Source organism: Pseudomonas sp. GL_090, assembly GCF_057837765.1.
The window spans coordinates 1,603,255-1,629,191 of the sequence record NZ_CM174452.1 but is presented as its reverse complement, the minus strand read 5'-3'; the positions used below and the strand labels follow the sequence as shown (position 1 = coordinate 1,629,191).

General features: G+C 54.3%; 14 protein-coding genes. 3 read left to right on the top strand and 11 right to left on the bottom strand.

All coding sequences use genetic code 11. The features are described 5' to 3' along the window. Positions 1 to 281 precede the first annotated feature (281 nt). Complete coding sequence (gene hrpA / locus AC3ITA_RS07215) at positions 282 to 4,193, bottom strand: ATP-dependent RNA helicase HrpA (RefSeq protein ID WP_095944620.1); 3,912 nt, start codon at positions 4,191 to 4,193, stop codon at positions 282 to 284. 188 nt (positions 4,194 to 4,381) lie between these two features. After that, entirely contained in the window at positions 4,382 to 6,100 is a 1,719-nt protein-coding gene (gene aceK / locus AC3ITA_RS07210) for a bifunctional isocitrate dehydrogenase kinase/phosphatase (RefSeq protein WP_095944621.1), read from the bottom strand. Positions 6,101 to 6,257: 157 nt separating this feature from the next. On the opposite strand from aceK, the gene AC3ITA_RS07205 reads away from it, so the two are divergent. Further along, positions 6,258 to 7,166 carry a DMT family transporter gene (locus AC3ITA_RS07205; protein WP_489279869.1) on the top strand — a complete coding sequence of 303 codons (909 nt, stop codon included), beginning with the start codon at positions 6,258 to 6,260 and terminating at the stop codon, positions 7,164 to 7,166. Positions 7,167 to 7,438: 272 nt separating this feature from the next. On the opposite strand, the gene AC3ITA_RS07200 is transcribed toward AC3ITA_RS07205, so the two are convergent. Beyond that, the gene (locus AC3ITA_RS07200) at positions 7,439 to 8,302 is read right to left on the bottom strand and encodes a DMT family transporter (protein WP_150673530.1); all 864 of its coding nucleotides are present in this window, start codon (positions 8,300 to 8,302) and stop codon (positions 7,439 to 7,441) included. A 1,014-nt stretch (positions 8,303 to 9,316) separates the two neighbouring features. Here AC3ITA_RS07200 and cysD point away from each other — a divergent pair. Further along, positions 9,317 to 10,258: a sulfate adenylyltransferase subunit CysD gene (cysD, locus tag AC3ITA_RS07195; protein WP_371918278.1), complete on the top strand. Its 942-nt coding sequence runs from the start codon at positions 9,317 to 9,319 to the stop codon at positions 10,256 to 10,258. Next, a complete protein-coding gene (gene cysN, locus AC3ITA_RS07190; protein ID WP_489279867.1) occupies positions 10,258 to 12,153 on the top strand; it encodes a sulfate adenylyltransferase subunit CysN in 1,896 nt (631 codons plus the stop codon). The genes cysD and cysN overlap by 1 nt, the downstream gene beginning before the upstream one ends. 190 nt (positions 12,154 to 12,343) lie before the next feature. On the opposite strand, the gene AC3ITA_RS07185 is transcribed toward cysN, so the two are convergent. The 8 genes from AC3ITA_RS07185 to AC3ITA_RS07150 form a co-directional block, all read right to left on the bottom strand. Continuing rightward, a complete protein-coding gene (locus AC3ITA_RS07185; protein ID WP_095945338.1) occupies positions 12,344 to 13,678 on the bottom strand; it encodes a sulfotransferase family protein in 1,335 nt (444 codons plus the stop codon). A 327-nt stretch (positions 13,679 to 14,005) separates the two neighbouring features. After that, the gene (locus tag AC3ITA_RS07180; RefSeq protein ID WP_150673534.1) at positions 14,006 to 14,410 is read right to left on the bottom strand and encodes a hypothetical protein; all 405 of its coding nucleotides are present in this window, start codon (positions 14,408 to 14,410) and stop codon (positions 14,006 to 14,008) included. A gap of 164 nt (positions 14,411 to 14,574) precedes the next feature. Continuing rightward, a complete protein-coding gene (locus AC3ITA_RS07175; RefSeq protein ID WP_095945340.1) occupies positions 14,575 to 16,014 on the bottom strand; it encodes a mannose-1-phosphate guanylyltransferase/mannose-6-phosphate isomerase in 1,440 nt (479 codons plus the stop codon). Between the two features lie 5 nt (positions 16,015 to 16,019). Continuing rightward, on the bottom strand, positions 16,020 to 16,991 hold the full coding sequence (gene gmd / locus AC3ITA_RS07170; protein ID WP_095945341.1) for a GDP-mannose 4,6-dehydratase: 972 nt from the start codon (positions 16,989 to 16,991) through the stop codon (positions 16,020 to 16,022). After that, a complete protein-coding gene (locus tag AC3ITA_RS07165; RefSeq protein WP_150673535.1) occupies positions 16,984 to 17,901 on the bottom strand; it encodes a GDP-mannose 4,6-dehydratase in 918 nt (305 codons plus the stop codon). Before AC3ITA_RS07165 ends, gmd begins: the two co-directional genes overlap by 8 nt. Positions 17,902 to 17,976: 75 nt before the next feature. Beyond that, positions 17,977 to 20,241, bottom strand: a complete 2,265-nt coding sequence (locus AC3ITA_RS07160) for an acyltransferase family protein (protein WP_150673536.1) — start codon at positions 20,239 to 20,241, stop codon at positions 17,977 to 17,979. Positions 20,242 to 20,397: 156 nt separating this feature from the next. Then, positions 20,398 to 24,573: a glycosyltransferase gene (locus AC3ITA_RS07155; protein ID WP_489279863.1), complete on the bottom strand. Its 4,176-nt coding sequence runs from the start codon at positions 24,571 to 24,573 to the stop codon at positions 20,398 to 20,400. Next, positions 24,566 to 25,894, bottom strand: coding sequence for an ABC transporter ATP-binding protein (locus tag AC3ITA_RS07150; RefSeq protein WP_489280756.1), 1,329 nt, complete (start codon positions 25,892 to 25,894; stop codon positions 24,566 to 24,568). The genes AC3ITA_RS07155 and AC3ITA_RS07150 overlap by 8 nt, the downstream gene beginning before the upstream one ends. Positions 25,895 to 25,937: the final 43 nt, after the last annotated feature.

Here is a 25,937-nt window from a genome sequence, read left to right as displayed (position 1 = left end):
TCGTACCAACACATAAAGGGTCTATTTCCATCCGGGGGACGCAAACCTGGCATCGCTTTATTCCTGCTCGCAACCTGGTCGAAGGCTCTAGGTCGCGAAACTGGCGTTTATGGTCGCGAAGTTTGCCATAAAGCTTGGGTTTTGGCGCCTTTTGCGAGAGCAACGCAATACTTGTAGGAGCGAGCTTGCTCGCGATGAACCAGAGAACGCCGTGGGGTGTCAGGTTCCCAGCGTTATCGTTGACGACCATCGCGAGCAAGCTAGCTCCTACAGGGATTGTGTCAGGGTTCGACCTGGCTCCACTGCTTGTTCAGGCGCTTGTCGGAGATCGGCACCTTGGTTCCCAACTGTTGCGCAAACAGCGAAACCCGGTATTCCTCCAGCCACCAGCGATACAACTCCAACTGCGGATCGCGCTTGCCTTCCTGGGCGTGTTTGCTGGCGCGGGTCTGGTATTGCGTCCACAGACCGGACAATTCGCCGCTCCAGACCCGGTCGCGCTGCACCTGGGCACCGATTTTTTCGAAGCGCTGCTCAATCGCCTTGAGGTAACGCGGCAATTCCTTGAGCCACTGCATCGGCGTTTCCCGGACAAACCCCGGATAAACCAAGTGGCTGAGCTGCTGCTTGATGTCGTTCAGGGCCACGGCTTGCGCCAGGTCGATCTTGCCCTTGAAGCGTTTTTGCAGGCCATGCCAGAGCTTGAGGATTTCCAGGGTCAGCTTCGCCACACGCTCGGCGTGCTCGGTCCAGGCGCCGCGCTTGCGCTCGGCCAGGGACGCCAGACCGGCGCCGTCGCGGGGCAACGGGTCTTCGCCTTCAAGAATGCAGCTGTCGAGGCTGGCCAGCAGAATGTCTTCCACCAACGCATCGACGCGCCCCATGTCGCGGTACAGCAGGCCCAGTTCGGTCAGCCCCGGCAACTTGCCACGCAGGAACTTGGCAGGCTCGGCCAGTTGCTGCATCAGCAAGCGTTGCAGGGCACGGCGATGCTGGAACTCGGCCTCGGCCGGGGTCGAGAAACGCCCTTCCTTGACCGTCCCGGCTTCTTCCACCAGCGCCGGGTAGACCGTCATCGACAGCCCTGCGATCTTCTGCTGGGTTTTCTCGGCCACAGCAGCGAACACTTTCGGCTCCACCGGCTGCTGGCTCTTTGCGGTTTGCGGTACCGCCAATGCAGCCTGGCTGGCCTCGGCGAAACGCGCAGTCAGTTCGGCCAGATCGCGACCTTCACCGAGGAACTTGCCTTGGGCGTCGACGATTTCCAGGTTCATCCGCAGATGGCTTTCGACCTGCTGCGCCGCCTCGGCCCAGGCTTCATCGCTGACCCGCGCACCGGTCATGCGCAGCAGCTCGCGACCCAAGGCCTGGGGCAGCGAGCCCTCGGCAAAGGTCATGCGCTGCAACGCCGCCTTGACGAAGTCCGGCACCGGTACGAAGTTCTTGCGCAGCGCCTTGGGCAGGTTGCGCACCAGGGCAATGCACTTGGCTTCGATGACGCCCGGTACCAGCCACTCCAGGCGTTCCGGTGGCAACATCGGCAGCAGCGGCGCCGGCACGCGCAGGGTCACGCCGTCGCGCGGGTGGTTCGGTTCGAAGTGATAACTCAGGGCCAACTCCAGATCGCCGATATGCAGCGTGTCCGGGTAATGCTGGGCGGTGACTTCACTGGCTTCACGGGCCAGCACGTCTTCTTCGCGCATGATCAGCAGCTGCGGGTCTTTCTGGCTGTTGATCCGGTACCAGCTGTCGAAGGTCGCGGTCTGGTGGATCTCCGCCGGCAGTCGCGCGTCGTAGAAGGCGTACAGGGTTTCTTCATCGGCGAGGATGTCGCGACGGCGGGCCTTGGCTTCCAGCTCGTCGAGCTGTTCCAGCAATTGCTTGTTGGCCGTCAGGCACTTGGCCCTGGACTGGATCTCACCACGCACCAGCCCTTCGCGGATGAACAACTCGCGGGACACCACCGGGTCGACCGGGCCGTAATGCACCGGCCTGCGCCCGACCACGATCAACCCGAACAAGGTGATCTGCTCGAACGCCACGACCTGGCCGCGCTTCTTCTCCCAATGGGGTTCGAAGTGGTTTTTCTTGATCAGGTGCCCGGCCAGCGGCTCGATCCAGTCGGCGTCGATCTTGGCGACCATGCGCGCGTAGAGCTTGGTGGTTTCCACCAGTTCGGCGGTCATCAGCCATTGCGGACGCTTCTTGCCGATGCCCGACGACGGATGAATCCAGAACCGCCGCTGGCGCGCGCCGAGGTAATCGCCGTCTTCGGTTTTCTGCCCGATCTGGCTGAGCAACCCCACCAGCACCGCTTTGTGCAGTTTCGGATAGTCCGCCGGCTCTTTATTAAGGCTCAACTGCATGTCGCGGCAGATCAGGCTCAATTGGCGATGGGAGTCGCGCCACTCGCGCAAGCGCAGGTAATTGAGGAAATTCTTGCGGCACCAGTTACGCAGCGGACTGGCCGTCAGCGCCTGGCGCTGCTCTTCGAAACCGCGCCACAGATTGACCAGCCCGGCGAAGTCCGAGTCGACGTCTTTCCACTGAGCGTGGGCCTGATCCGCCGCTTGCTGACGCTCCGGCGGACGCTCGCGCGGGTCCTGGATCGACATGGCGCTGGCGACGATCAGCACTTCCTGCAAGCTGCCGAGCTTCGCCGCTTCGAGCAGCATGCGGCCCATGCGCGGGTCCACAGGCAGCCGCGCCAATTGACGACCGAGCGGCGTCAGCTGGCTATTGCGATCCACCGCCGAGAGTTCCTGCAGCAGGTTGTAACCGTCGCTGATGGCCTTGCCATCCGGAGGCTCGATGAACGGGAACGCGGTGACCTCGCCAAGACGCAGATGCAACATCTGCAAAATGACCGCCGCGAGGTTGGTACGCAGGATTTCCGGATCGGTGAATTGCGGGCGACCGAGGAAATCCTCTTCGCTGTACAGGCGCACGCAGATGCCCGGCTCGACCCGTCCGCACCGGCCTTTACGCTGGTTGGCACTGGCTTGGGAAACCGCTTCGATCGGCAGGCGCTGGACCTTGGCGCGATAGCTGTAGCGACTGATGCGCGCAGTGCCGCTGTCGATCACATAGCGAATGCCCGGCACAGTCAGCGAGGTTTCCGCGACGTTGGTCGCCAGTACCACGCGACGCCCAGGGTGAGACTGGAAAATCCGCTGTTGCTCGGCCGGCGACAAACGCGCGTACAACGGCAGGATTTCGGTGTGCTTGAGCTGGGCCTTGCGCAGCATGTCGGCGGCGTCGCGAATCTCGCGCTCACCGGGCAGGAACACCAGCACGTCACCGGGACTGCGGCGTTCACTGCGCTCATAGGCGGCGATTTCGTCGAGGGTGGCGAGGATCGCCTGATCCACCGTCAGGTCGTCCTCGACGCGGTTGCCCTCTTCGTCCTGCTCAAGCGTCAGCGGCCGATACCAGGTATCCACCGGGTAGGTGCGGCCAGACACCTCGACAATCGGCGCGTCGTCGAAGTGCCTGGAGAAACGCTCCAGGTCGATGGTCGCCGAAGTGATGATGACCTTCAGGTCGGGACGGCGCGGCAGCAGGGTTTTCAGGTAGCCGAGCAGGAAGTCGATGTTGAGGCTGCGTTCGTGGGCTTCGTCGACGATGATCGTGTCGTAGCGTTCCAGATAGCGGTCGTTCTGGGTTTCCGCCAGCAGGATGCCGTCGGTCATCAGCTTGATCAGGGTGCTGGAATCGCTCTGATCCTCGAAGCGCACCTGATAGCCGACCAGCGCGCCCAGCGGGGTGCCAAGTTCTTCGGCGACCCGGCTGGCGACACTGCGCGCAGCGATCCGGCGCGGCTGGGTGTGGCCGATCAGGCCATGCTGGCCGCGACCGATTTCCAGGCAGATCTTCGGCAACTGGGTGGTTTTGCCCGAGCCGGTCTCACCGGCGATGATCAGCACCTGGTGCTTTTCCAGCGCTTTCTTGATTTCGTCGCGCTTGGCGGCGATCGGCAAACTGTCGTCGTAACGAATCACCGGCAAGCTGGCCTTGCGCGCCAACACCTGCTCGCAGGACGCCTGCATCCGCGTCACCCACTGGCCCAGCCTGGCCTCGTCGGGTTTCTTGCGCAGCTCAAGCAACTGCCGCCGCAGCCGGTGGCGGTCGGCGAGCATGGCGTGATCGAGGTTTTTCAGCAGTTTGTCGATGGAGGGCGATTCGTCGGTCATCGGGTACGCAATTCAGTCGTCTAGTGGCGCAGGGTGCGGATTGTCGCAGATTTTACGACCGCTGCGCGGCCGATCGCGAGCAGGCTCGCTCCCACACTGGATCTATAGCGGCCACAAAATCGGGGTACACCACAGCCCAATGTGGAAGCGAGCCTGCTCGCGATCAATTGCGCAGCAATTGCAGAGGACTACTCGGTGTCCAGGCCTTTACGCCGATAAGGAAATACGTCAATCACCTTCCCCGCCCGAATCGCTTCCTGCAGGCTCTTCCAGTAATCGGCGTTATACAACTCGCCATGCAACTGATCGAACAACTTGCGTTGCCCGAAATCGGCAAACAGGAACGGCGGAAATTCCTCGGGGAACACGTCCAGTGGCCCGATCGAGTACCACGGTTCGGACGCCATTTCATCTTCGGGTGTACGCGGTAGCGGGATGTGGCGGAAGTTGGCCTCGGTCAGAAAGCAGATCTCGTCGTAGTCGTAAAACACCACACGACCGTGACGGGTCACCCCGAAGTTCTTCAGCAGCATGTCGCCGGGGAAAATGTTGGCCGCCGCCAGTTGCTTGATCGCCAGCCCGTAGTCTTCCAGCGCTTCACGCACCTGCGCCTCGTTGGCGTTTTCCAGGTAGAGGTTCAGCGGGGTCATGCGGCGCTCGGTCCAGCAGTGACGGATCAACACCGTGTCGTCTTCCACCGACACCGTGGACGGTGCGACTTCCAGCAACTCCTCCAGACACGCCGGATCGAACTTGCTCAGGGGGAAACGGAAATCGGCGAACTCCTGGGTATCGGCCATGCGCCCGACCCGATCGACGCTTTTCACCAAGCGGTACTTTTCGATCACCGTGGCGCGGTCGACGTTTTTCGACGGCGAGAAACGGTCCTTGATGATTTTGAACACGGTGTTGAAACCCGGCAGGGTGAACACGCTCATCACCATGCCGCGCACGCCGGGGGCCATGATGAACTGGTCGTCGGTGTTGGCCAGGTGATTGATCAGCGCCCGGTAGAACTCCGACTTGCCGTGCTTGTAGAAGCCGATCGAGGTGTACAGCTCGGCAATGTGCTTGCCCGGCAGGATACGTCGCAGGAAGCCGATGAACTCCGCCGGCACCGGCACATCCACCATGAAATACGAACGGGTGAACGAGAAGATGATCGACACGTCCGCCTCATCGGTGATCAGCGCATCGATCTGGATGCCGCGACCCTCGAGGTGCAGCAATGGAATCGCCAGCGGCCATTGCTCGTCGGCGGTGTAGATACGCCCCACCAGGTACGCGCCCTTATTGCGGTACAGCACCGAGGAAAACAGCTCGACGCTCAGTTCCGGGTCCTTGCACACCCAATCCGGCAGGTTCTCGCGCAGTTGCGCTTCGAGGCGTTTCAGGTCACTGGACAGGTCGGCGTAATCCTCGCTGAAGCGATAGTCGGCAAAGATGCTGGCGAGCATCGCCGACAATTGGCCTTGCGGCTTGTAGGTGCGGGTTTGCGCGGCCCGGGCACGGCGCAGGCTCGGCCGGGTGGTGTGGATGAACATGCAGCCGTCGCTGATCAGGTCATGGCTGAACAGCCCGCAGAAGATCGAGTTGTACCAGGTCTCGGACAGTTCATCGTCGAAGCGCAGGTCGATCAGCCTGATATAGGCGCTCTTGACCAGCGGCCAGCAACTGACGTCCAGGGTGTCGGCGTCAAACGCGGTGCGCAGTCGCTCCACCGTTTCACCGACCTTGTCTTCGTACAGATTGATCCGCGCCGCCGATGCCGACTGAGTCTCTTGCCACCTGGCTTGCTCGAAACGGGCCCGGGCGCCGTCGGTGATCTGGCGAAAATGCTCGCGGTAATCGTCAAAGCCATCGAGGATCAAGCGGGCGATGTCGGCGGCTGGCCATTGCTGCGGCATGGAGAGACCTCTGCGGGAATTCGGGAGGCTTGAGCTTAGCTAGTGAACCGGGTGCAGGAGAAGCGTAATTTTCCGGGTGAATTAAATGCCCGGTTTTCGGTTGCCATCGATCACACACTCAGCAACACTTTCGCCCCTCCCCCAAGGAAGGACCGCTGTGAACCCCGTCGATATTTTCCGTTTACTGTCCCTGGCGGCCATTTGGGGTGCGAGTTTTTTGTTCATGCGCATCATTGCCCCGGTGATTGGCAGCATTCCGACCGCTTTTTTCCGTGTATCGATAGCCGCTGCCGGACTGCTGGTGATTCTCGGGCTGATGCGCATCAGCTGGGACTTCAAGGGCAAACTCAAGACCGTGATGCTGCTCGGGGTGATCAACTCCGGGATTCCGGCGACGCTCTATTCGGTGGCCGCGCAGGTGCTGCCGGCCGGCTATTCGTCGATTTTCAATGCCACGACCCCCTTGATGGGCGTGCTGATCGGCGGCCTGTTTTTCCATGAAAGGCTCACTGGCGCCAAACTCGGCGGCGTGTTCCTGGGGCTGTTCGGCGTGGGCGTGCTGACCCGTGCCGGCCCGGTGACGTTCGACATGCAACTGCTGATGGGGGCCGTCGCCTGTCTGCTCGCGACTACTTGCTACGGATTTGCGGGGTTTCTGGCCCGCCGCTGGCTCGATCAGGCCGGTGGGCTCGACAGCCGCCTGTCGGCGCTGGGCAGCATGCTCGGCGCGACGTTGTTCCTGCTGCCGCTGTTCGGCTACAGCGTGACCAGCCAATCACCGGCGACCTGGGGCGGCTGGAGTGTCTGGCTCTCGTTGCTGGGGTTGGGTCTGGGATGCACGGCGTTTGCGTACATTGTTTACTTCCGGCTCCTGAGCTCGATTGGTCCGGTGAAATCGATGACTACGACCTTTTTGATCCCGCTGTTCGGCGTACTGTGGGGGGCGCTGTTTCTCGATGAGCCGCTGTCGATGGCGCATATCTATGGCGGGTTGTTGATTGCGCTGGCGTTGTGGTTGGTGTTGAAGCCGGCTGCTGTGAAACCGCAAATGGTGGCGGACCGGTAGAGCTGCCGGGATGCTGAAAATGTCATCGCGAGCAGGCTCGCTCCCACAGAGGTCGGTGTTGTACACAAACTCTGTGTTCAGCGCAGAACCCTGCGGGAGCGAGCTTGCTCGCGATGGCGTCAGCCCATACTCCGACAATCACAAGGTGGAAGCACTCATCTCCCCATCGCATTCAGTCTTCGGCAATGCAGCCGTTCATGAATTCGGTGCGTGCCGGGTATGCACTGGCCAAATGAAAAAGGCCCGGAGCATTGCAACAGGCCTTCTCCGGTTTATGCAGGTTTACGGAACACAAACACCAGACCGACGATGATCATCAGCATGCCGAACAGGCTCAACAGCGCCAGGCGATTGCCGAAGATCAGATAGTCCATCACCGCTGTGACCGCCGGTACCAGGTAAAACAGGCTGGTGACGTTCACCAGATTGCCCCTGGCGATCAAACGGTAGAGCAACAGTGTCGCCAGCACCGACACCACCAGCCCCATCCACAGCACCGGCAGGATGAAACCGCTGCCGTGCTCGAAGTGAAATGGCTGGAAGGGTACGAAAATCCCGCACAACAGCAGCCCGGCCAGATACTGCACCGGCAGTGTGCCGAGGGGATTGTCGGTGATGCGTTTCTGCATGATCGAACCGAAGGTCATGCTCGCCAGCGCCAGCAGACCGAAGAGCATCCCGGCCAGCGACATCCCCGCCAGCCCGATGCCCTGATAGACCACCATGACCAAGCCGGTCAGCCCCAGGGCCAGACCGAACATCCGGCTCCAGGAGCGCTCGCGCTCCATCAGCACCACGGTGAGGATCGGTTGCACGCCCATGATAGTCGCCATCACCCCGGGCGTGACTTTAAGGTCCAGGGCCAGCAGATAGAAAATCTGATACGCCCCCAACAACACCACGCCGGTAGCCATCGCATACCGCATCGGTTTGCCGCCCTTGGGCAACTTCAGCTTGAGCAACGGCACCAGCAACACCAGGCCGCATAGGGCAATGACAAAACGAAACACCAGAAAGGCGAAGGGTGACGCGTGGGCCAGCCCCCACTTGGAGAAAATCGCCCCGCTGCTCCACAGCAAAACGAACAGGCTCGTGGACGCCGCCGCGAGCACGGAGTTTTTCGAAAGGACAAACATGAATACCACCTGTAGTCAGGCAAAAAGCCAACTCAGCCGAAGCTGAAATTCAGTCGTTTTTTTTCGGGTTGGCAGGGGGAACGGCAGAAAGCAGCCGATCAGCCCGAAATGCCAACGCCTGGCGGTGAGACCACCGCGCACACTGGCGTGCGACTGACAGGAGGGGGGTAATGACTGATCTGCCCCGGCTGCTGATTCCCGCACGGCACGACGCCAGCGTTGACCGCTGAATCGACTACCGCGTTGATGAGGGATGCAGGCATTGGGCTGATCTTTTTCAGGAGTGGAAAAGCAGGTCATGAACCTGCCGAGGGCTGACTATAACCAGCGCTGCACAAGAATGGCAATGGGTTACTGCGTGACACGGCGTTGAGGTGCAGGCACGTAAACATTCAATGAACCAGTGTCGCAATTTGTGCTTTAATTGCAAAATAAATCGAAAACACTCGATAAAACATAATAACCAGAATCCAAAAAAGCAAAATAAACATTTTGCGACAAGGAAGCTATCCAGTGGCAAACCCCGATCTTCTTGGCCTCGATGCCCCGGTTGTATGGGATACGCAGCAGGCCTTCGTCCATCTCAATCAACTCAATCAAGCTGACACCAAGCGCACCGCCGAACGACGCTTGCACGAGCTTGCACTTCTGCCCGATACGCTCAATGCGCAAAACCTGAGTGACGAATCCGGGCGCAGTCCGACACCCTCGGTTCTGGACTGGGAGATTGAAAAGGCCCGGATCAAACGCAAACTGGTGCTATATGCCCAGCTGCATCGCACCGCAGACGGCACGGACGTCTTGCACGCCAACGACGCCCGAGGTGCGCGCTACTGGTTGCCACTCGGGATCGAACCGGTTGACGCTCAATCGCTAAGCGCTGCACTGCGTCGCCTGCAGGCCCACATCGCCAAGAACATCGTCATCTTCCCCAGTGGTCGCCTGGTCAACGTTTGCAGGCAGGCCACTGCGCCAGAACTGGTTGAGTTCGGACTGCTGGGGTACCCGGCCATACTGAACACAAGCAGCCAGATCGGTCCGGTCGATATGCTGAAGGTGCGCACGCCCCACCTCAAGCATCTTGAAGCCGAAAGCCTGCAAATCATTCGCGAGGCGGTGGCCGAGGCGGAAAACCCCGCGATGCTGTACTCGATGGGCAAGGACAGCGCGGTGATGCTGCATCTGGCACGCAAGGCCTTTTACCCGTCTCCACCGCCACTGCCTTTGCTGCACGTCGATACGCGCTGGAAATTCCAGGAGATGTACCTCTTCCGCGACCTGATGGCACGAGAAAGCGGTATGGACCTGCTGGTGCACATCAATCCGGAAGCCATCAGCAAGGGCATCAACCCCTTTGATCATGGTTCGGCACTGCACACCGACATCACCAAGACCGAAGGCCTCAAGCAAGCACTGGACAAATACAAGTTCGACCTGGTGTTCGGCGGCGCACGCCGCGATGAAGAGAAATCCCGGGCCAAGGAACGCATCTTTTCGTTCCGCACCCAGAGCCACCAATGGGACCCGAAACAGCAGCGCCCCGAATTGTGGAACCTCTACAACACGCGAAAAAAACCGGGCGAGAGCATTCGTGTGTTCCCGTTATCCAACTGGACCGAGCTTGATATCTGGCAATACATCTACCAGGAAAACATTCCGCTGGTCCCCCTGTACTTCGCCAAGGAGCGTCCCGTCGTGGTGCGCAACGGCATGACCATCATGGTCGATGACGCCCGCATGCCCCTGCTGCCCGGCGAGAAAATCGAAGCCAGGAACATTCGCTTCCGCACCCTGGGTTGCTACCCGCTGACCGGCGCAATGGAATCGAACGCCACCACCGTGGCTGACATTTTGCTTGAGTTGCTGGACTCCAGTCATTCCGAACGGCAAGGCCGAGCCATCGACAGTGACAGCTCCGCCAGCATGGAAAAGAAAAAGAAAGAAGGATACTTCTGATGTCCCCTAAAGCCCTGGCAATTGCCCCGCAACAACCCTCGACCATTGAGGCTTACCTCGAACAGCAACAAGGCCAGGACCTGCTGCGTTTTATCACCTGCGGCAGCGTCGACGACGGCAAAAGCACCCTGATCGGTCGCCTGCTGTGGGACTCCCGGCAATTGACCGACGATCAACTGGCAACCCTGAAAAACGAATCGAAAAAATATGGCACCCAAGGTGCTGACATCGACTTTGCGTTGCTGGTCGACGGCTTGTCGGCGGAGCGTGAACAGGGCATCACGATCGATGTGGCCTACCGGTATTTCGCAACTGCCAAACGCAAATTCATCGTGGCCGATACGCCGGGCCATGAGCAATACACGCGCAACATGGTGACCGGTGCATCCACTGCCGACGTGGCAATCATCCTTGTCGATGCGCGGCAAGGCGTGCTGACCCAGACCCGGCGTCACGCCTACCTGACATCACTGATGGGTATCCGTCACGTGGCGCTGGCCGTGAACAAGATGGATCTGGTCAACTTTGATCAGGACACCTTCCAGCGTATCGTCGAGACCTTCCAGGCATTCACCCAGACACTGGGCTTTGAGAAGGTCACGGCCATTCCTGTCAGTGCGCTCAAGGGCGACAACATCACCCAGCGCTCGGCCCACACGCCGTGGTACAACGGCCCAACGCTGATGGGTTACCTGGAAACCGCGCAAATCACCGCACCAGAAGCCGAACGCCTGGTGTTTCCCGTGCAGTGGGTGAATCGGCCGAACGCCTCGTTCCGCGGGTTCAGCGGCTATGTTGGCGAAGGCAAGGTCAACGTCGGCGACGAGATCCGCGTGACCCTCTCCGGTCAAACCGCAACGGTGGCGGAAATTGTCAGCATGGACGGCTCGATGCAACAGGCCGAGCGCGGCGACGCCGTCACCTTGAAGCTCGACCGGGAAATCGATGCATCTCGCGGCGACATCATTTCACTGAGCAAGAACCCGCTGGAAACCACCGACCAGTTTGAAGCAACGCTGGTGTGGATGGACGAAGAAGCCGGGCTGCACGGCCGCAACTACGACATCAAGCTTGCCTCGCAATGGGCCAGCGCCTCCATCACCACCATCAAATACCGGGTGGACATCAACACCCTGGCCCACGACGCCAGCACCCAACTACTGCTGAACGATATCAGCGTGTGTACGCTCGCCATCAGCAAACCAATGGTCTACGACAGCTATCAATACTCGAAGACCCTTGGCAGCTTCATCCTGGTCGATCGCATCAGCAACGCCACGGTTGCCGCCGGCATGATCACCCACAGCCTGCGACGCGCGCAGAACGTGCATAAACAGGCCCTCTCGATCAGCCGCGAAAACCGCGAGAAACTCAACGGCCACAAGGGCAAGGTCATCTGGTTCACCGGCCTGTCCGGTTCGGGCAAATCGACACTGGCCAATGCCCTCGAAGTCGAACTGCACGCCAGTGGTTATCGCACCTACCTGCTTGACGGCGACAACGTCCGCCAGGGCCTGAACAAAGACCTCGGCTTCACCGATGCCGACCGCGTAGAAAACATCCGCCGAATCGCCGAAGTGGCCAAGCTGATGATGGATGCCGGGTTGGTGGTCATGACTGCATTCATTTCACCGTTCAGGAGAGAGCGGCAGATGGCACGGGAACTGATCGGGGAAGAGAATTTTGTCGAGGTCTACGTCAACACACCGTTGGAGGTCTGCGAGCAGCGGGATGTGAAGGGGCTGTACAAGAAAGCCCGGGCGGGGCAACTACCGAATTTGTCGGGGGTGGGGAGTCCTTATGAGGCGCCGCTTGCGGCAGAGGTTGAGGTGGGCTCAGACGGAATGACGATTAGAGAAACGATCGCAAAAGTCGTAGAAACTATAAAATCATAACCGTGCAGCCCATTGCTCAATAGTGATTATCGAGTCAGGGACGGCAGGCAGCCCCCCTGACTCGATCAGTAGTTTCCTTCCATGGCACCTACTCCATCCGGTTTAAAAACGCCTTTGGAAACTTGGCGCAACTGTCGACGAAAAACGCGCAGTAATTTCTATGGGAGGAATCCCATGAAACACCCTTTTGTCACGTCGCCACTTCCAGGCTTTCGAACGCATGGCCCTCATCTTCGGCAACCGGCAAAATTGATAACTCAATACCGCCGACAATGTCGCCACTTGCTTTACTTTTTAATACCAACGGCATACTGCAAGGCGTACAGGTCAAGCTGGGGAGCACTTCGAGAGTGATTACACTGAAGTCCTTGGACAATACCGCAGGCAATACATTTCCACCCAGCTCAACCTGGACATCATCTACAACGCCACGAACCTTAAGCCAGAGGGCTGAAGCCCCATTCGCTTGAGCATTGAACGGTTGCCCTGCATAGATCTCTTTTGGCCCCCAATCAATAACCTCCAGGCTCGCCCGCATCAAATCAGATTTAAGTTGTACACTTTCAGCTTTCAGCCGCTGATTTTCGGCATATAGGCGGGTTACATTAGCATTGTAATCTGCGATACCCTTTTGACTCCGTGAAAAAATATAATCTGCATCTTGAGACTTGCATAGACGCAGCGCTTCCAGATCCCCTCTGGGCGCGATTTCCTTATCTTGCAGTAACTGCTGATAGAGTAGGAAAGCTTTTCTTACATAAAGCCTGGAGTCGTTAATATTGCCTTCGATGGAAATATCCATTGGCTGCTTATGTTTGGACGAGTTCACCTTCAGCGAAAATGGCCCCAAGCAATCAGCCTGATAGGCTTCACCAACAAATTCGAGACACTCCCTGACGACCTGTTCCGGATTTGCAACAATATCATCATAATAAATTCGCTTTACTACGTCGGTGCCAAAGGCTTTCTCTGCAAGTTGGCATGCAGTCACCAGGCGCGTCCAGGTATTGTAGGCATTTTCCTCTTCATAGTCATTGGCACCAACACCACTGAAGTTCATCAGAGAGCTCGCCACCAACTTCGGATTGCGCAAAATATGTATAAATTTTGCATTGGGAAACATACGTAACAACGAGTACACAAAATGCGCATTTTCTGGTGTCGCATCCAACCAGCGCTTCTTGTCGGGGCTGGTGGAAAACTTGACAAACTCGGAGGCGTCCGCCGCATGTTGCGGCTGTGCAGCATTCTCAACAATATTGCTACGCGACTTGAGGATCAAATCATTGCAGGAGACCCCGGCCGCAATACAATAAGACCTGCGCGAGATGTTAGCCGACAAAAGAAACGAACGAGCCAGGCCTTTTGTCCCGAGATCATGCTGCGCTGCCGCATCAGTACTCATTTTATAAATATAATGAGTTTCTTCCAAAGGAAAGATATTAGAGTGCTGCCCCAACACCCATCCCATCAGACTTGTTGCGGAGCGATAACTACCGATAACAAATATTGGTTGAACACTCATTCACTACTCCCGAGCCCCTGAAAACAGGGAAAATTTTAAACTTACAAACAGCAATCGCGATATCACCATGTAAAATCCGTCAAAATCTCGAAGTCACTAAACCAGTGAAAAACCAATGCGCCTTACAGCATCTTATGGCATTTCCCTGGCGACCTCTTCGCGGCATCGCAACAGCCAAAACTTCATTTTTCTTATCTATTTTTTGCACTACTCACCACAAAAGCTTTCATGCAAAACATAAAGCCCAGTAGCTGCGCCGATTAATCTTATAAAGGCGCAGCCCCCTAGCCTAAAACATGAAACATGTTAAACGCTCAAATCGCAAAACTAGCACTTCTTACCAGCGACAATAAATTCATCCACAATTGAATTATCTTTCTTCAATTTAGCAACGAACTTAAGCCCAGGATTCACCCAATTGCCGGTTTTGGCTTCACCTGCCAACCCACCTTCAACGAAGAGTATCGGCTCGCCAGCAATTGGCTCAATCCAAATTTGTATTTCTGCGTTTTTTTGCTCGACACCTGGCTTATTGGCATCCCACGCGACATTGACAACAGAGCCAGAACAGCTCAGTTCGCCAGAAGAGTCACGAGTCACTTTGATGATACCAAAATTCTGGCCCGCTTTTATTTCGGCCCTGGCGACCTCTGTCTTTTTCGGGACATTATCCCCACCGCATGCAACCAAAGCCAATGTCAGGACTGAGAGTACTAGAACTTTTACGCGCACAAATCACCTCTTTAATTGATTAAAATAACTTCAATAAAACTTACTATTGCGAGCACTTCCAGAATTGCTTACCCGGCTTTTCACTTCCCATGAGAGCCGAGAAATCATCCGGGTTGGCGTTGACGGATTCGTTGCCATAGGAACAGTCAAGAATCCATCCACCATTACTGAACCCGTCCGTATTGGTCTTCGAAACGCACAATATCGTCTTCACCCAGATACTCACCGCTTTGCACTTCGATCATCATCAGATCAATAACGCCAGGATTTTCCAGGCGATGTTGGTGCCCCGCGGGAATAAAAGTCGACTCATTGGTATTGATCAATCGAGTTTCGCCGCCATTGACTACCTTGGCCATGCCCTGCACTACGATCCAGTGCTCACTGCGGTGGTGATGCATCTGCAGTGACAGTGCCGCGCCGGGTTTAACCACAATGCGCTTGATCTTGAAGCGTGGACCTTCCTCTAGCACGGTATAAGTGCCCCAGGGACGAGACACTGTACGATGCAGGCGATAAGCCTGATGGTTCTGCAACTTCAGACGCTTGGCAACCTGTCTTACCTCTTGCGCCCGATCGGCATGCGCAACGAGCACGGCGTCAGCAGTCTCCACCACGATCAGATTATCTACACCGACAGTTGCAACCAGGCGCCCTTGGCTCTGTACAAAAGTGTTGCGACTATCGATAAAGATTGCATCGCACTGAGCACGGTTTTGCTCTGCGTCAGACTCCACCAGATCGCGAAGTGCGGTCCATGAGCCAATGTCGTTCCAGTCGAATATCCCTGGAACCACCGCCACCTTGGCTGAACGCTCCATCAACGCATAGTCGATGGAAATATCAGGCATGGCCGCAAAACTTTGCGCGTGCAACTCGTGCATTTGCGAATTGGCTCCCGTCGAACGCGGGCTTTGCGCGACACAAGCACGGGCCAGCTCGAGCAGCTCAGGCGCATGCTCTTGCAATTGGCTGATCAGCCCCCCGGTGGTGAAGCAGAACATCCCCGAGTTCCAGAGAAAACAGCCGCTATCAAGATACTCTTGCGCAGTGACCTGATCAGGCTTCTCGACGAAACGCACTACCCGACAACCACCACTTTCATCCAGTCCCTCTCCAGCCTCGATATAACCAAAGCCGGTTTCTGGCGCGGTAGGGCGAATTCCGTAGGTGACCAGATAGCCTTGTCGAGCCAGCGCTACGGCTTGCTCGGTAGCAACCTTGAACCCGGGCAAATCATGGATCAGGTGATCGGCGGCCATTACCACCATTACCGCATCGTCACCCTGCTCTTCGGCCAGTACCAAAGCAGCCACGGCAAGTGCCGATGCGGTATTGCGACCTTGAGGCTCCAGCAGAAAGCGCGCCTGGTGATGGCCAAGCTTGGTACTGGTGAAATGATCACGGCTCTCGAAGTAGTGTTCACGGTTGGTCACCGTAACAATTTCACCACCCTCGGCAATCAAACTGGCGGCGCGCAGGTAGGTTTTCTCGAGCAGCGTCTGACCACCCGGTAAACGCATAAAGGGTTTCGGATGATCCTCGCGCGACACGGGCCACAAACGGGTGCCGGCGCCACCGGAAAGAATGACGGGGATAATCATGGGACTTACTCCCTACCAACGCGGCGCAGGTCAGCTTCAACCATCATCTGAATCAAAGTGTTCAAACTGGTTTTTGGCGCCCAGCCAAGTTTCTGCTCGGCCTTGCCTGGATTACCCAACAACACTTCAACCTCGGCAGGGCGGAAAAATTGCGGATCAATGACAACATAATCCTGATAGTTCAAACCAACATGCTCGAAGGCCAGTTTGCACATATCACGTACTGTGGTGGTTACACCGGTAGCTACCACGTAATCGTCGGCTTGTTCTTGTTGCAGCATCAACCACATGGCTTCGACGTAATCACCGGCAAAGCCCCAGTCACGCTTAGCGTCGATATTGCCCAGTCGCAGTTCTTTCTGCTTGCCCAGCGAGATCCGCGCGACAGCATCAGTAACCTTTCGGGTGACAAATTCAATGCCGCGCAGTGGCGACTCATGGTTGAACAGGATCCCGCTGGAAGCGTGCAGGCCAAAGCTCTCACGATAGTTAACGGTAATCCAGTGGCCATAAAGCTTGGCCACGCCATAGGGGCTACGCGGATAGAACGGAGTGTTCTCGTCCTGGCGCTCGGCCTGAATCAAACCAAACATCTCGCTGGTCGATGCCTGGTAAAAACGCGTCTCCGGTGAAAACTGGCGGATGGCTTCAAGCAAATGCGTAACGCCCAGACCATCTACAACAGCCGTTGTTACCGGCTGGTCCCAAGAGCTACCGACAAAGCTCTGAGCACCAAGGTTATAGATTTCATCAGGCTTGGATTTGATTACGGCGCGCTGAATCGAACAGGCGTCGGCCAGATCGCCTTCGTGATAGCGAATCTGATCCTCAACGCCCAGTTCACGCAACCGCCAGCGCGTATCGCTACTACGTCTTGCCACGAGACCGTGAACCTCGTAACCCTTTTCGAGCAACATCTTGGCCAGGTAAGCGCCGTCCTGCCCGGTAACACCAGTAATCAATGCAGATTTAGACATTTTTTAGTTCTCTTGCTTCCCATTCAGAGAGCACACTCTGAAGAGTTTTCGTGATTGACACTCCAGGCTTCCACCCAGTTTCTTTTTGTAATTTGTTTGAACAGCCAACGACTCTGCGCTGTTCAGACAAACGCAATCGACTTGCGTCCTGTACCAGTTCAACCTCAACTCCGGTCAAACCAGCCATTTGCATGATCAGATCGCGCACTCGCCACTCCACTCCCGAGCAGACGTTGTAAATTTCACCGTTACGTCCATGTTCCAACAACCCCAGATAGGCCTGTAGCACATCACGAACATCGAGAAAGTCACGGGTTACATCAACATCACCGACCTCCAATTGGGCCGGCTGCAAGCCTTGGCGCACGCGAATCAGTTGGCGCGCCATACTCGGAATAACGAAAGATTCACCCTGCCCCGGACCGATATGATTAAACGGACGGGCAATAACAATTCGCCAAGGTTCGCTATAACTCCACTGCTGGCAAAGCAGTTCGGCAGCAACCTTGCTCACGGCATAGGGATTACGCGGGCGTGGTGCCAGACACTCACTGATCGGCAGGTTCTTTTCCTCGACCTGACCATAAACGTCACCCGAGCTGACATATAGAAAAGTGCCGCAAAAGCCGCGGCGCTTGAGCGCTTGCAGCAAGTTCAACGTACCCAGCAAATTAATCTGCAGTGTCCGCTGCGGATCACGAAATGCCTCAGGAACGAAGGTCTGTCCGGCCAGGTGAACGACAGCATCGGGACACTCTTCCTGCAGCCAGGCATCCAGAGAAGCACTATCCAGCAGATTATAAGGCTTAGGTGCAAGTACCTGCCACGATCCAACTTCAGTTGTCGCTAACAGCGCTTGGAGATGCCCGCCGACAAAGCCGGTCAAACCTGTAACAAGAAGTTTTTTCATGTTGGAATTTTCAATTTTAGTGACCTCATGCGCTTTGAACGCGGCACAATGCACACGCAAAAGCCCCGGGCATATTCAAGACCTGACACAGGCTTGCCCCTCTAACTCGACACTATCCAAGACAGCCCCATTACTTGCATCTTTTAGCGTAAACAAGATGCCAGGGCGAGCCCAAGCCCCCGTATTCCTCTCTCCCGCATTATGCCCGGAAAAAAATAACTTTTCCTTGCCATTGACATCCCTTACCCAGACCTCAGCCGTTTGGCTGACACCACTTTGACCATGGACATCCCACCGCACCTTGACCGTTGCAGCGCCCTGACATGAGCTTATAGATGCCGGGATTAACGATATCATCGAGGCTTTTGCCGGATGCACGCTCCGCAAATCAGACCTCACCACGGTCGCAGCTGTTTTAGCAGCAACATTTAACGTTCCGGCCTCGCGATTTCCGTCAAGCCCCAAATATTGATCTAGAGAGTCTTTTTCGCCGATAGCAAGCCGTGCAGCAAACTCATAGGATAAGTGATCTTTATCGTAAGTATAAGGAACCTTGTTACTATCAAACATTTCGCAAACATCACCCTTGCAAAGTGCCGCCCGCTTACTCAAGTAAAAATAACCGTCTTCACTCACTTCCGACTTCAATACCGATTCGACGTTATTACTTTGGTCGACCCACTCCGACAGCGCCTTGGAATTGAAACCATAGTCATTCAGCAGTTCGTACATATCTTTCTTCATAACCAGGTAGTCGCCAATGACGACAACCTTCTTGATTTCATTCTCTTTGAGAAAATCAAGATATTCACGCAAATACTCAGGCGTATACCAAGTAAAAAGAAGATTGATTACAATATAATCAAACTTTTTCAAATATTCGACATCAAACCTGCCGGCGTTCAGTTTCTTACAATTTTCACGACCAGGATAATTAGGCTGCGTAATTTTTTCTATATCGCGATACGGCGGACACCCACCCAACTCCGACATCACAAAACTGTGATCCGGATATATTTTTTCAAAAGCATTCAATGCATCAATTGCATGGCTATCACCCAGGATCAACGCATTGACTCGCCCCGAAATCAAGCTATCGCATTCAGCCCAGCCTTTACGTACGCAAATTTCCTGCCTGATTTTAAATCGCTCTTGTTTACCGTTTTTGACAGTTTCACTGGAAATGCTGCCCGAAGTAGCCCAGTCACGCCATCCCCAGCCTTCTTGCGCCCACATTGAAACTGCCAAAAAACTAATCGAAAGCGCAACGAACGCACCGCCTGTTAAAAAGCTCGAATGGGTAGCCCCACCTCGTCTGAAAGGCTTTTCGATGGAATAATACATAAATATGGCAATGGCAAATGAAGCGACTGTAAGCAGACAGGCTTCCAATACAGACAGTGCAGAGCCACCGAAACAATATCTATAAAACACAACGACCGGCCAATGGGCCAAATACAACGAATAGCTAATCAAGCCAATTGCTACGAACAACCTGTTACTCAGCAATTTACCGGCGATGCTCACATTACCTGCATAAATACACAGTGCCGCGCCAACACACGGAAGCAATGCATTAACACCAGGAAATTGTGTTTTTTCACTATAGAAAAAGATTGAATATATTAATAAAGCAACCCCACCACAAAACAAAAACTCCAAAGCAATCTTGTTTTTTATCTGAACCCGCAACAACCAGACCGTAATAGCCCCGATTGAAAACTCGAAGACCCTAAAAGGCATCAAAAAAAACACAGCGTCAGGATGCTTCGCCAACATCGACTGTGCGAAATAAAGGCTAATCAAACCCACCACGACTACCGCAACAGGGGCTAGCCATTTTCGCGGAGCCAACAGACAAAGAAATATTGGCCAGAGCATGTAAAATTGCTCTTCAACCCCTAGTGACCATGTATGCAGCAACGGCTTCAGAGCAGAGTCCGTATCAAAGTAACCACTATTTGAAAAAAAATAGATATTGGAAATCGAAAAAACAGCGTTGATCAGCGAACCACCAAAGCTTTCCAACAGTTGAGGAGAAAACACAAGAACTGCGAAAAAGCCGGAACAGGTCAATGTAAAAAAGAAGGCCGGCAATAACCGCCTGGCACGACGCAGATAAAACCGTCCGAAATCCAGCTTGCCCTTTTCTTCAATTTCGTTCAAAAGAAGCCGAGTGATCAAAAAACCACTAATGACAAAAAATATATCGACGCCTACGAAGCCGCCACTGAAAACATTAAGCCCGGCATGATAGAGCACTACGGACAAGACAGCGATTGCTCGCAAACCATCAATATCTGGCCGATAGACATCACTTATAGAATTTAGACTACGCATCAATCCCTACCCAGTGCCAATAAGCCAAACAACAGCTCGTCCTTCCAACAAACCTGCACTTCACTACAGGCCACCTCTACAGAGCTCACCACAGGCCTCAATGCTTGAGTTGTTAAGCCCTAACAACTCAAACATCGACCAAGAGGCGTAAAAACTTTATGCCAGGTTTTTCTCGGCGAACGAGTACGAACTTAGCGGCAACTGGGAGCGGGTTGTGCTGAAGCCGATATCATCAAGAATATTGCTTAGTGATACCCACGCGGCTTCTACTCCCCATTCCTGCAGTGCGAAGCGTTGCCCCGACTCGCTCAACTCATTCCAAAGCGATTCATTTTCATAGACCCGTACAATCGCTTCGGCGAAAGCTTCAGCATCGTCGGCCACAAGAATATTTTTATCGGCCGTCAGCAACATTCCCTCTGCCGCCAACGATGTAGCTACAACTGGCAAACCGTGAGCCATTGATGTACCGATTTTGCCCTTGATACCGGCACCGTAGCGCAGAGGTGCGACGGACACCCGCATCTTGTCCAGCAGTGGTGGCAAGTCTTCGACAAAACCGGTGATGACTACGTCTTCACTTTCGAGCGCCAAAATTTCTGCCGGCGGCTTACTGCCAACCGCGTAGAAGCGCACACCTGGCAATCGCTCTCGCAAAAACGGCATGACCTCGGCAACAAAATACTGAACGGCATCGACGTTTGGAGTGTGCTGGTAACCGCCAACAAACAGGATGTCTCGTCTAGCCTTGTAGCCTACTTCAGTACCTGTGACGTCCATGATCAAAGGGAACAAATGGATTTTTTCATTCGGCAGTTGAGGGCGCAATAATTCAAGTTCATTTGTGCTGACCACAATTGCAGCATCCGCGCCCTTGATTGCCGAGAACTCCACTTCCTTCATGTCTTTAGCTGCAATGGCCTTTGCCGGATCATCCAGCAACTTGGCCTCGCGCTCCATTCTCAGGAAATGCAGGTCTACCGTATGATACAAGACCTTGGCACGGGGGCAGTGCTTGCGAACCAGTTCCAGATTTCGCTCAACTACTTTAGGGCGCAACAGGTAAACAAGATCATAACGATCCTTGGCTTCCAGCAAATGCTCTTCAACCGTCTTGACATAAGGCCTGTAAAGCACTTCGATGCCTACTCGTTGCAGAGCTTCAGTGTAGCCCGGCATATACAGGAAATTATCTTCCGGAATAAACGTTACCTGGAAGCCCATTTCACGCAGCAGCAAGAACGTATTGAAAGCCAATACCGAACCAGCATCTTCATTGGGCGTTGGGGTGCAGTGATCCAGAATCAAAACCCGTCGAGTGGCCATACGATCCTTTGCAAGATCAAGGTTTTGCCCGTTCTTTTGATATGTCTGCAGACGTTCCTTCCAGCGAGCGAACATTTTTTGCATGTTCACAACCTGATAGGACTTGGCTCCCTGGGTTTCATCCCGCCCCGAAGTCACACCCTCATAATGCACTACGACTGAAAGCGGTTGATAGATAACACGATAGCCCCGATCCCTGATCTTCAGAGCCAGATCGGCATCCTCACAATAGGCTGGCAAATAATGTTCATCAAAACCGCCCAACTCTTCGAATAGATCTTTCGGGACTAGAATCGAAGCCCCTGAGCAGTAATCAACTTCGCGCGCATAGTTATAGACAGGCAAGTCCGGATTCTGGTTTCTACCAAAATTCCACGCACTGCCATCTTGCCAGATTATCCCACCGGCTTCTTGCAGAGTACCATCCGGGTAAATAAGCTTCGAACCTGCCAGCCCGGTACCTGGGAACTCCTGAAAAGTCCTGAGCAGCTCATCGAGCCAGCGAGGCAACACTTTTGTATCGTTGTTCAGGAAACACAAATACTTTCCTTTAGCTGCAAGTGCACCATTATTGCAAGAGCGAATGAAGCCCTGATTAACTTCGTTGCAAACCAGGCGAATTCCGTTTACTGCCTTAAGCAGCTCAACGGAGTTATCCGGCGAGCAATCGTCGACAACGATGACTTCAAAAGGAATCCCAGTGGTGTTTTCAGCCACAGAAGCCAGGCAGCGCAGCGTGTAATCACACTTACCGTAGATAGGTACAATGATAGAGACGAGCGGTTGCAACGAGGTCTCGATGCTTATTTCGCCGAACGAACCTTCTGCGCATTCAGCGAAACCTTCATTCAATATCGAAGGCTCGATCGAGAGCTGCTTGTATTCAACCTGAACATCTGCCGCCGCAATCACGGACGGAAATTTATTAATCAATAAATTTCTATGTGACGCCTTGGTTTTCGGGCTGAACGGTAATTTCTGATATACCCGCTTAACGTTCCTGAGCAAAAACTTGATGTAACGCTTGATCTGTTTGATCGGCGAAAACACCCAACGGCTAATTTCGCGAAGTGGCAAGGTCAAACGCCAAGAACTGCTACCTTCCAGCTCTGCAATTCGCTCCCGAGCTTCTTTTAGCTCTTCGGTCAACCTGAGTGCCCACTGTCCGCGACGAACGACCTCTTCCTTTTGAGCTTCGTGGTCCAGCAGCCTCTTATCGACATCGGCTAAGCTCTGTTCGAGGCGCGCAATTTTTTCAGCGCTTGCAAAAATCTGGTTATTCAGGTTGGTAACTTGGGCATCACGCACAGAGCGAGCCTCATTAGAAGTTGAAAGATGCTCAGCTTGTTCAGCCAACGCTTGAATGAGGCTTACAGTATGCTCCTCATGCTCAAGCAATAATTTTTCGAGCGCTTTGAGCTTCAACTGCCCCTCAATCAAAGCTTCACTCGACTCAGACAGACTCTTGTCTTTTTCGGCATCCAGGCTAGCAATTTGCTGATCTTGCTGGAGCAGTAACTCGTCGAGTTCCGCCAGTTTTTCCTGTGCATCGCTCAATGCTTGATTGAGCTCCGTCAGCCTGATATCACGCTCGACAAGATTCTGGTCAAGACTCGCAATCTGGTTTTCCTTCTCGAGCAACAGGCGGTCAAGCACCCTTAGTCGTTCCTGCTCTTCGCCTCTGGTTGCACTCAGGTCGAACAGATTTTTATCCCGAGCGACAAGACTTTGGTCAAGGTTGGCTATTTGCTGATCACGCATGAGTAGAGCGTCATTGATCTCGGCAATCTTGCTATCGCGCTGCTTCAGCATCACGCCCTGATCCGACAGTTCGGCTTCCCGGCTTTCGACGAGCTGATTCAGTTGAATAACTTTCGCATCGCGCTCCAGCACCAAAGCCTCGATCGTCCGAATCTGCGCCTCCCGCTCACTCAAGAGCTGCTTCGATTCCACCAACCTTTGGTCGCGCTCGCCAATGGATTGGCTAAGGTGGTGTATTTGATTTTCGGAAGCCAGTACCGATTCTTTCAGTATTTCAATATGTTTTTCGCGCTCAGCGACTATTCTACCTAGTCCCTCGACATTCCGTTCCTTTTCGCCGAGGATCTCGCCGAGGTCACCAATCTGGTTTGCCTGCTGAGTAATCGTGGCTGAGTACCTTGATGCAGTACTACTCGAAATTTTAGCAACGAGGTTCAATAACTCGGCCTGATCAGAGATCAGTTCAATCGAGTAAATCTCGGCACTAGGAATCTGTATACGATCCAACTCCTCCCACGAGTGAACATCCAGGCAGAGGAGCGTTGCCGTTTCGACACCGTTCGTACTGATATTTCTCGACTTGCTTAGACCGACATAAATGTACTTTTCGCTTACGCAGATACCTCGTGCATATCCTCCCAGCGCCCTGGAGCGGAGCAATTCACCTGCCGGAGAGTATTCACAAAGCCCTTGCTCTTCAGAATTAGCGATCAGAAGGTTCTCACCAAACGCAGTGAGACTGTGGGGTTGTGAAAGCCCAGTGACCAAATGCGTTCCGGTATTCAAATCTTGTACGTAGCCCGAATTCCGGGTATGACCTTTGTAGCCCCGATGTTCGGCAAATTTTCCGAACGCAGAAAATACAACAGCCCCCCCCCAAACAGCGAGACAGTTTATGTGCAGCGAGTCATTCTCACCAGGAAAGACCCAACGCTGCTCTTCTTCGCCATCAAGGCTCAACTTGACAATTTCGTTCCCGGTCGTGGCAACGATATAAATATGAGCGTCGACGATTAGCGCATCGTGAATATCATGAAACTTTACAGTCGACTCGGTTACCTCAAGTGTCTGCTCGCCGTGAATCAACAAAGTGCCAGGTTGCAGTCCTCTTACAAAGTGCCTGGAAGCACGTCCCAAGCCTGTCGCACTAGTGCCATCCAGCTTATGAACTTTATTTTCATTGACTAAAAACAAACCGCCTTCGTTAGGGCTGGAAACCAGAAGCCCCGAGAAAAAGTTAATCATTTATCAAAACCCTAGGAGAAAAGCCAAAATCAATGATTTCCGTCACTATGTCCTGCTTTATCGGCAGCACGCGAAATGCCACGGCATCGATCAACCGATGCAATACGGTTTCATCCTGCCCGAGCGCACCAAATGTTCCGGCATTAAAAAAGTACACTCCCGAACTCAAGATACAATTAAACTCAAACTCCACGTCAATTACTGTACCGGCACTGACATAGGGAATGGTTAGATCTTGCGAAGGCACCGACAAAACACCGCCTAGTGGAAAACCTGACTTTGTCTTTATTACCGTACCAAATCTGACCAACGTCGCTGACTGGGAAAAATGCACTTGATAGCTATATTTGTATTTTCGACCACGCACCAGCGTATTGACCGGACGACCGTCCAGCGTCTTTATCCCTGGATTCTGAATGTGGGCACCTTGTGAGTCCGTTTCGATCATGCAGTCGGACTTCAATCCAGCATCGAAATAGTCTTCAGCTTCTTTCACTGGTACCGGCAAAGCCGTATCGACACCCAATACAGGAACAACTGCAGCCAGCGCGATATCAGAACGAATTTCAGCCCGCTTTTCCTGTGGCGCATAGAGCAATTGCTGATATTTACCGATAATCTCTTTTGGCTCGCCCACCAACAGCAATTCTCCAGCATCCATCAGAATTGCTCTATCGCAAAGCTCCACGACAATATTGCCAGAGTGCGACACAAACAAAATGGTCGTGCCTTTGGCCTTGATACTTTCAATCCGCGAAAAGCACTTACGCTGAAACAATTCATCGCCTACCGACAGGGCCTCATCAACGACGAGCACTTCAGGATCCGAGTTTATCGCCACGGCAAACGCCAATCGAACCGACATACCGCTGGAGTATGTTTTTACGGGCTGATCGATAAACTGGCCTATATCGGCAAACGCTTCGATTTCTGCGTAACGGGCATCGATTTCTTTTTTTGTGAGACCGAGTACAGCGGCGTTCATATAAACATTTTCACGCCCGGTAAACTCGGGATTAAAACCTGAACCAAGCTCCAAAAGCGCTGCGATCCGACCGTCGACCTTGATATCCCCACCGCTGGGATTCAATGTGCCGCAAATCATTTGTAACAGCGTTGATTTGCCACTGCCATTACGGCCGACGATACCCACGGTCTCGCCCTTTCTGACCTCGAACGAAACGTCCTTCAAAGCCCAGAATTCACGATAATATTTCTTGAAGCCACGAGCTAACATCTGCAACAGTCTGTCGCTGGGCTTTTCATATATTTGAAAGCACTTGCTCAGGTTGCTTACCCGAATGGCTACCTGACTACTCAAAGCGGGAATCAGCGCTATTTCATCAGGACTGACGCCGGCCTGC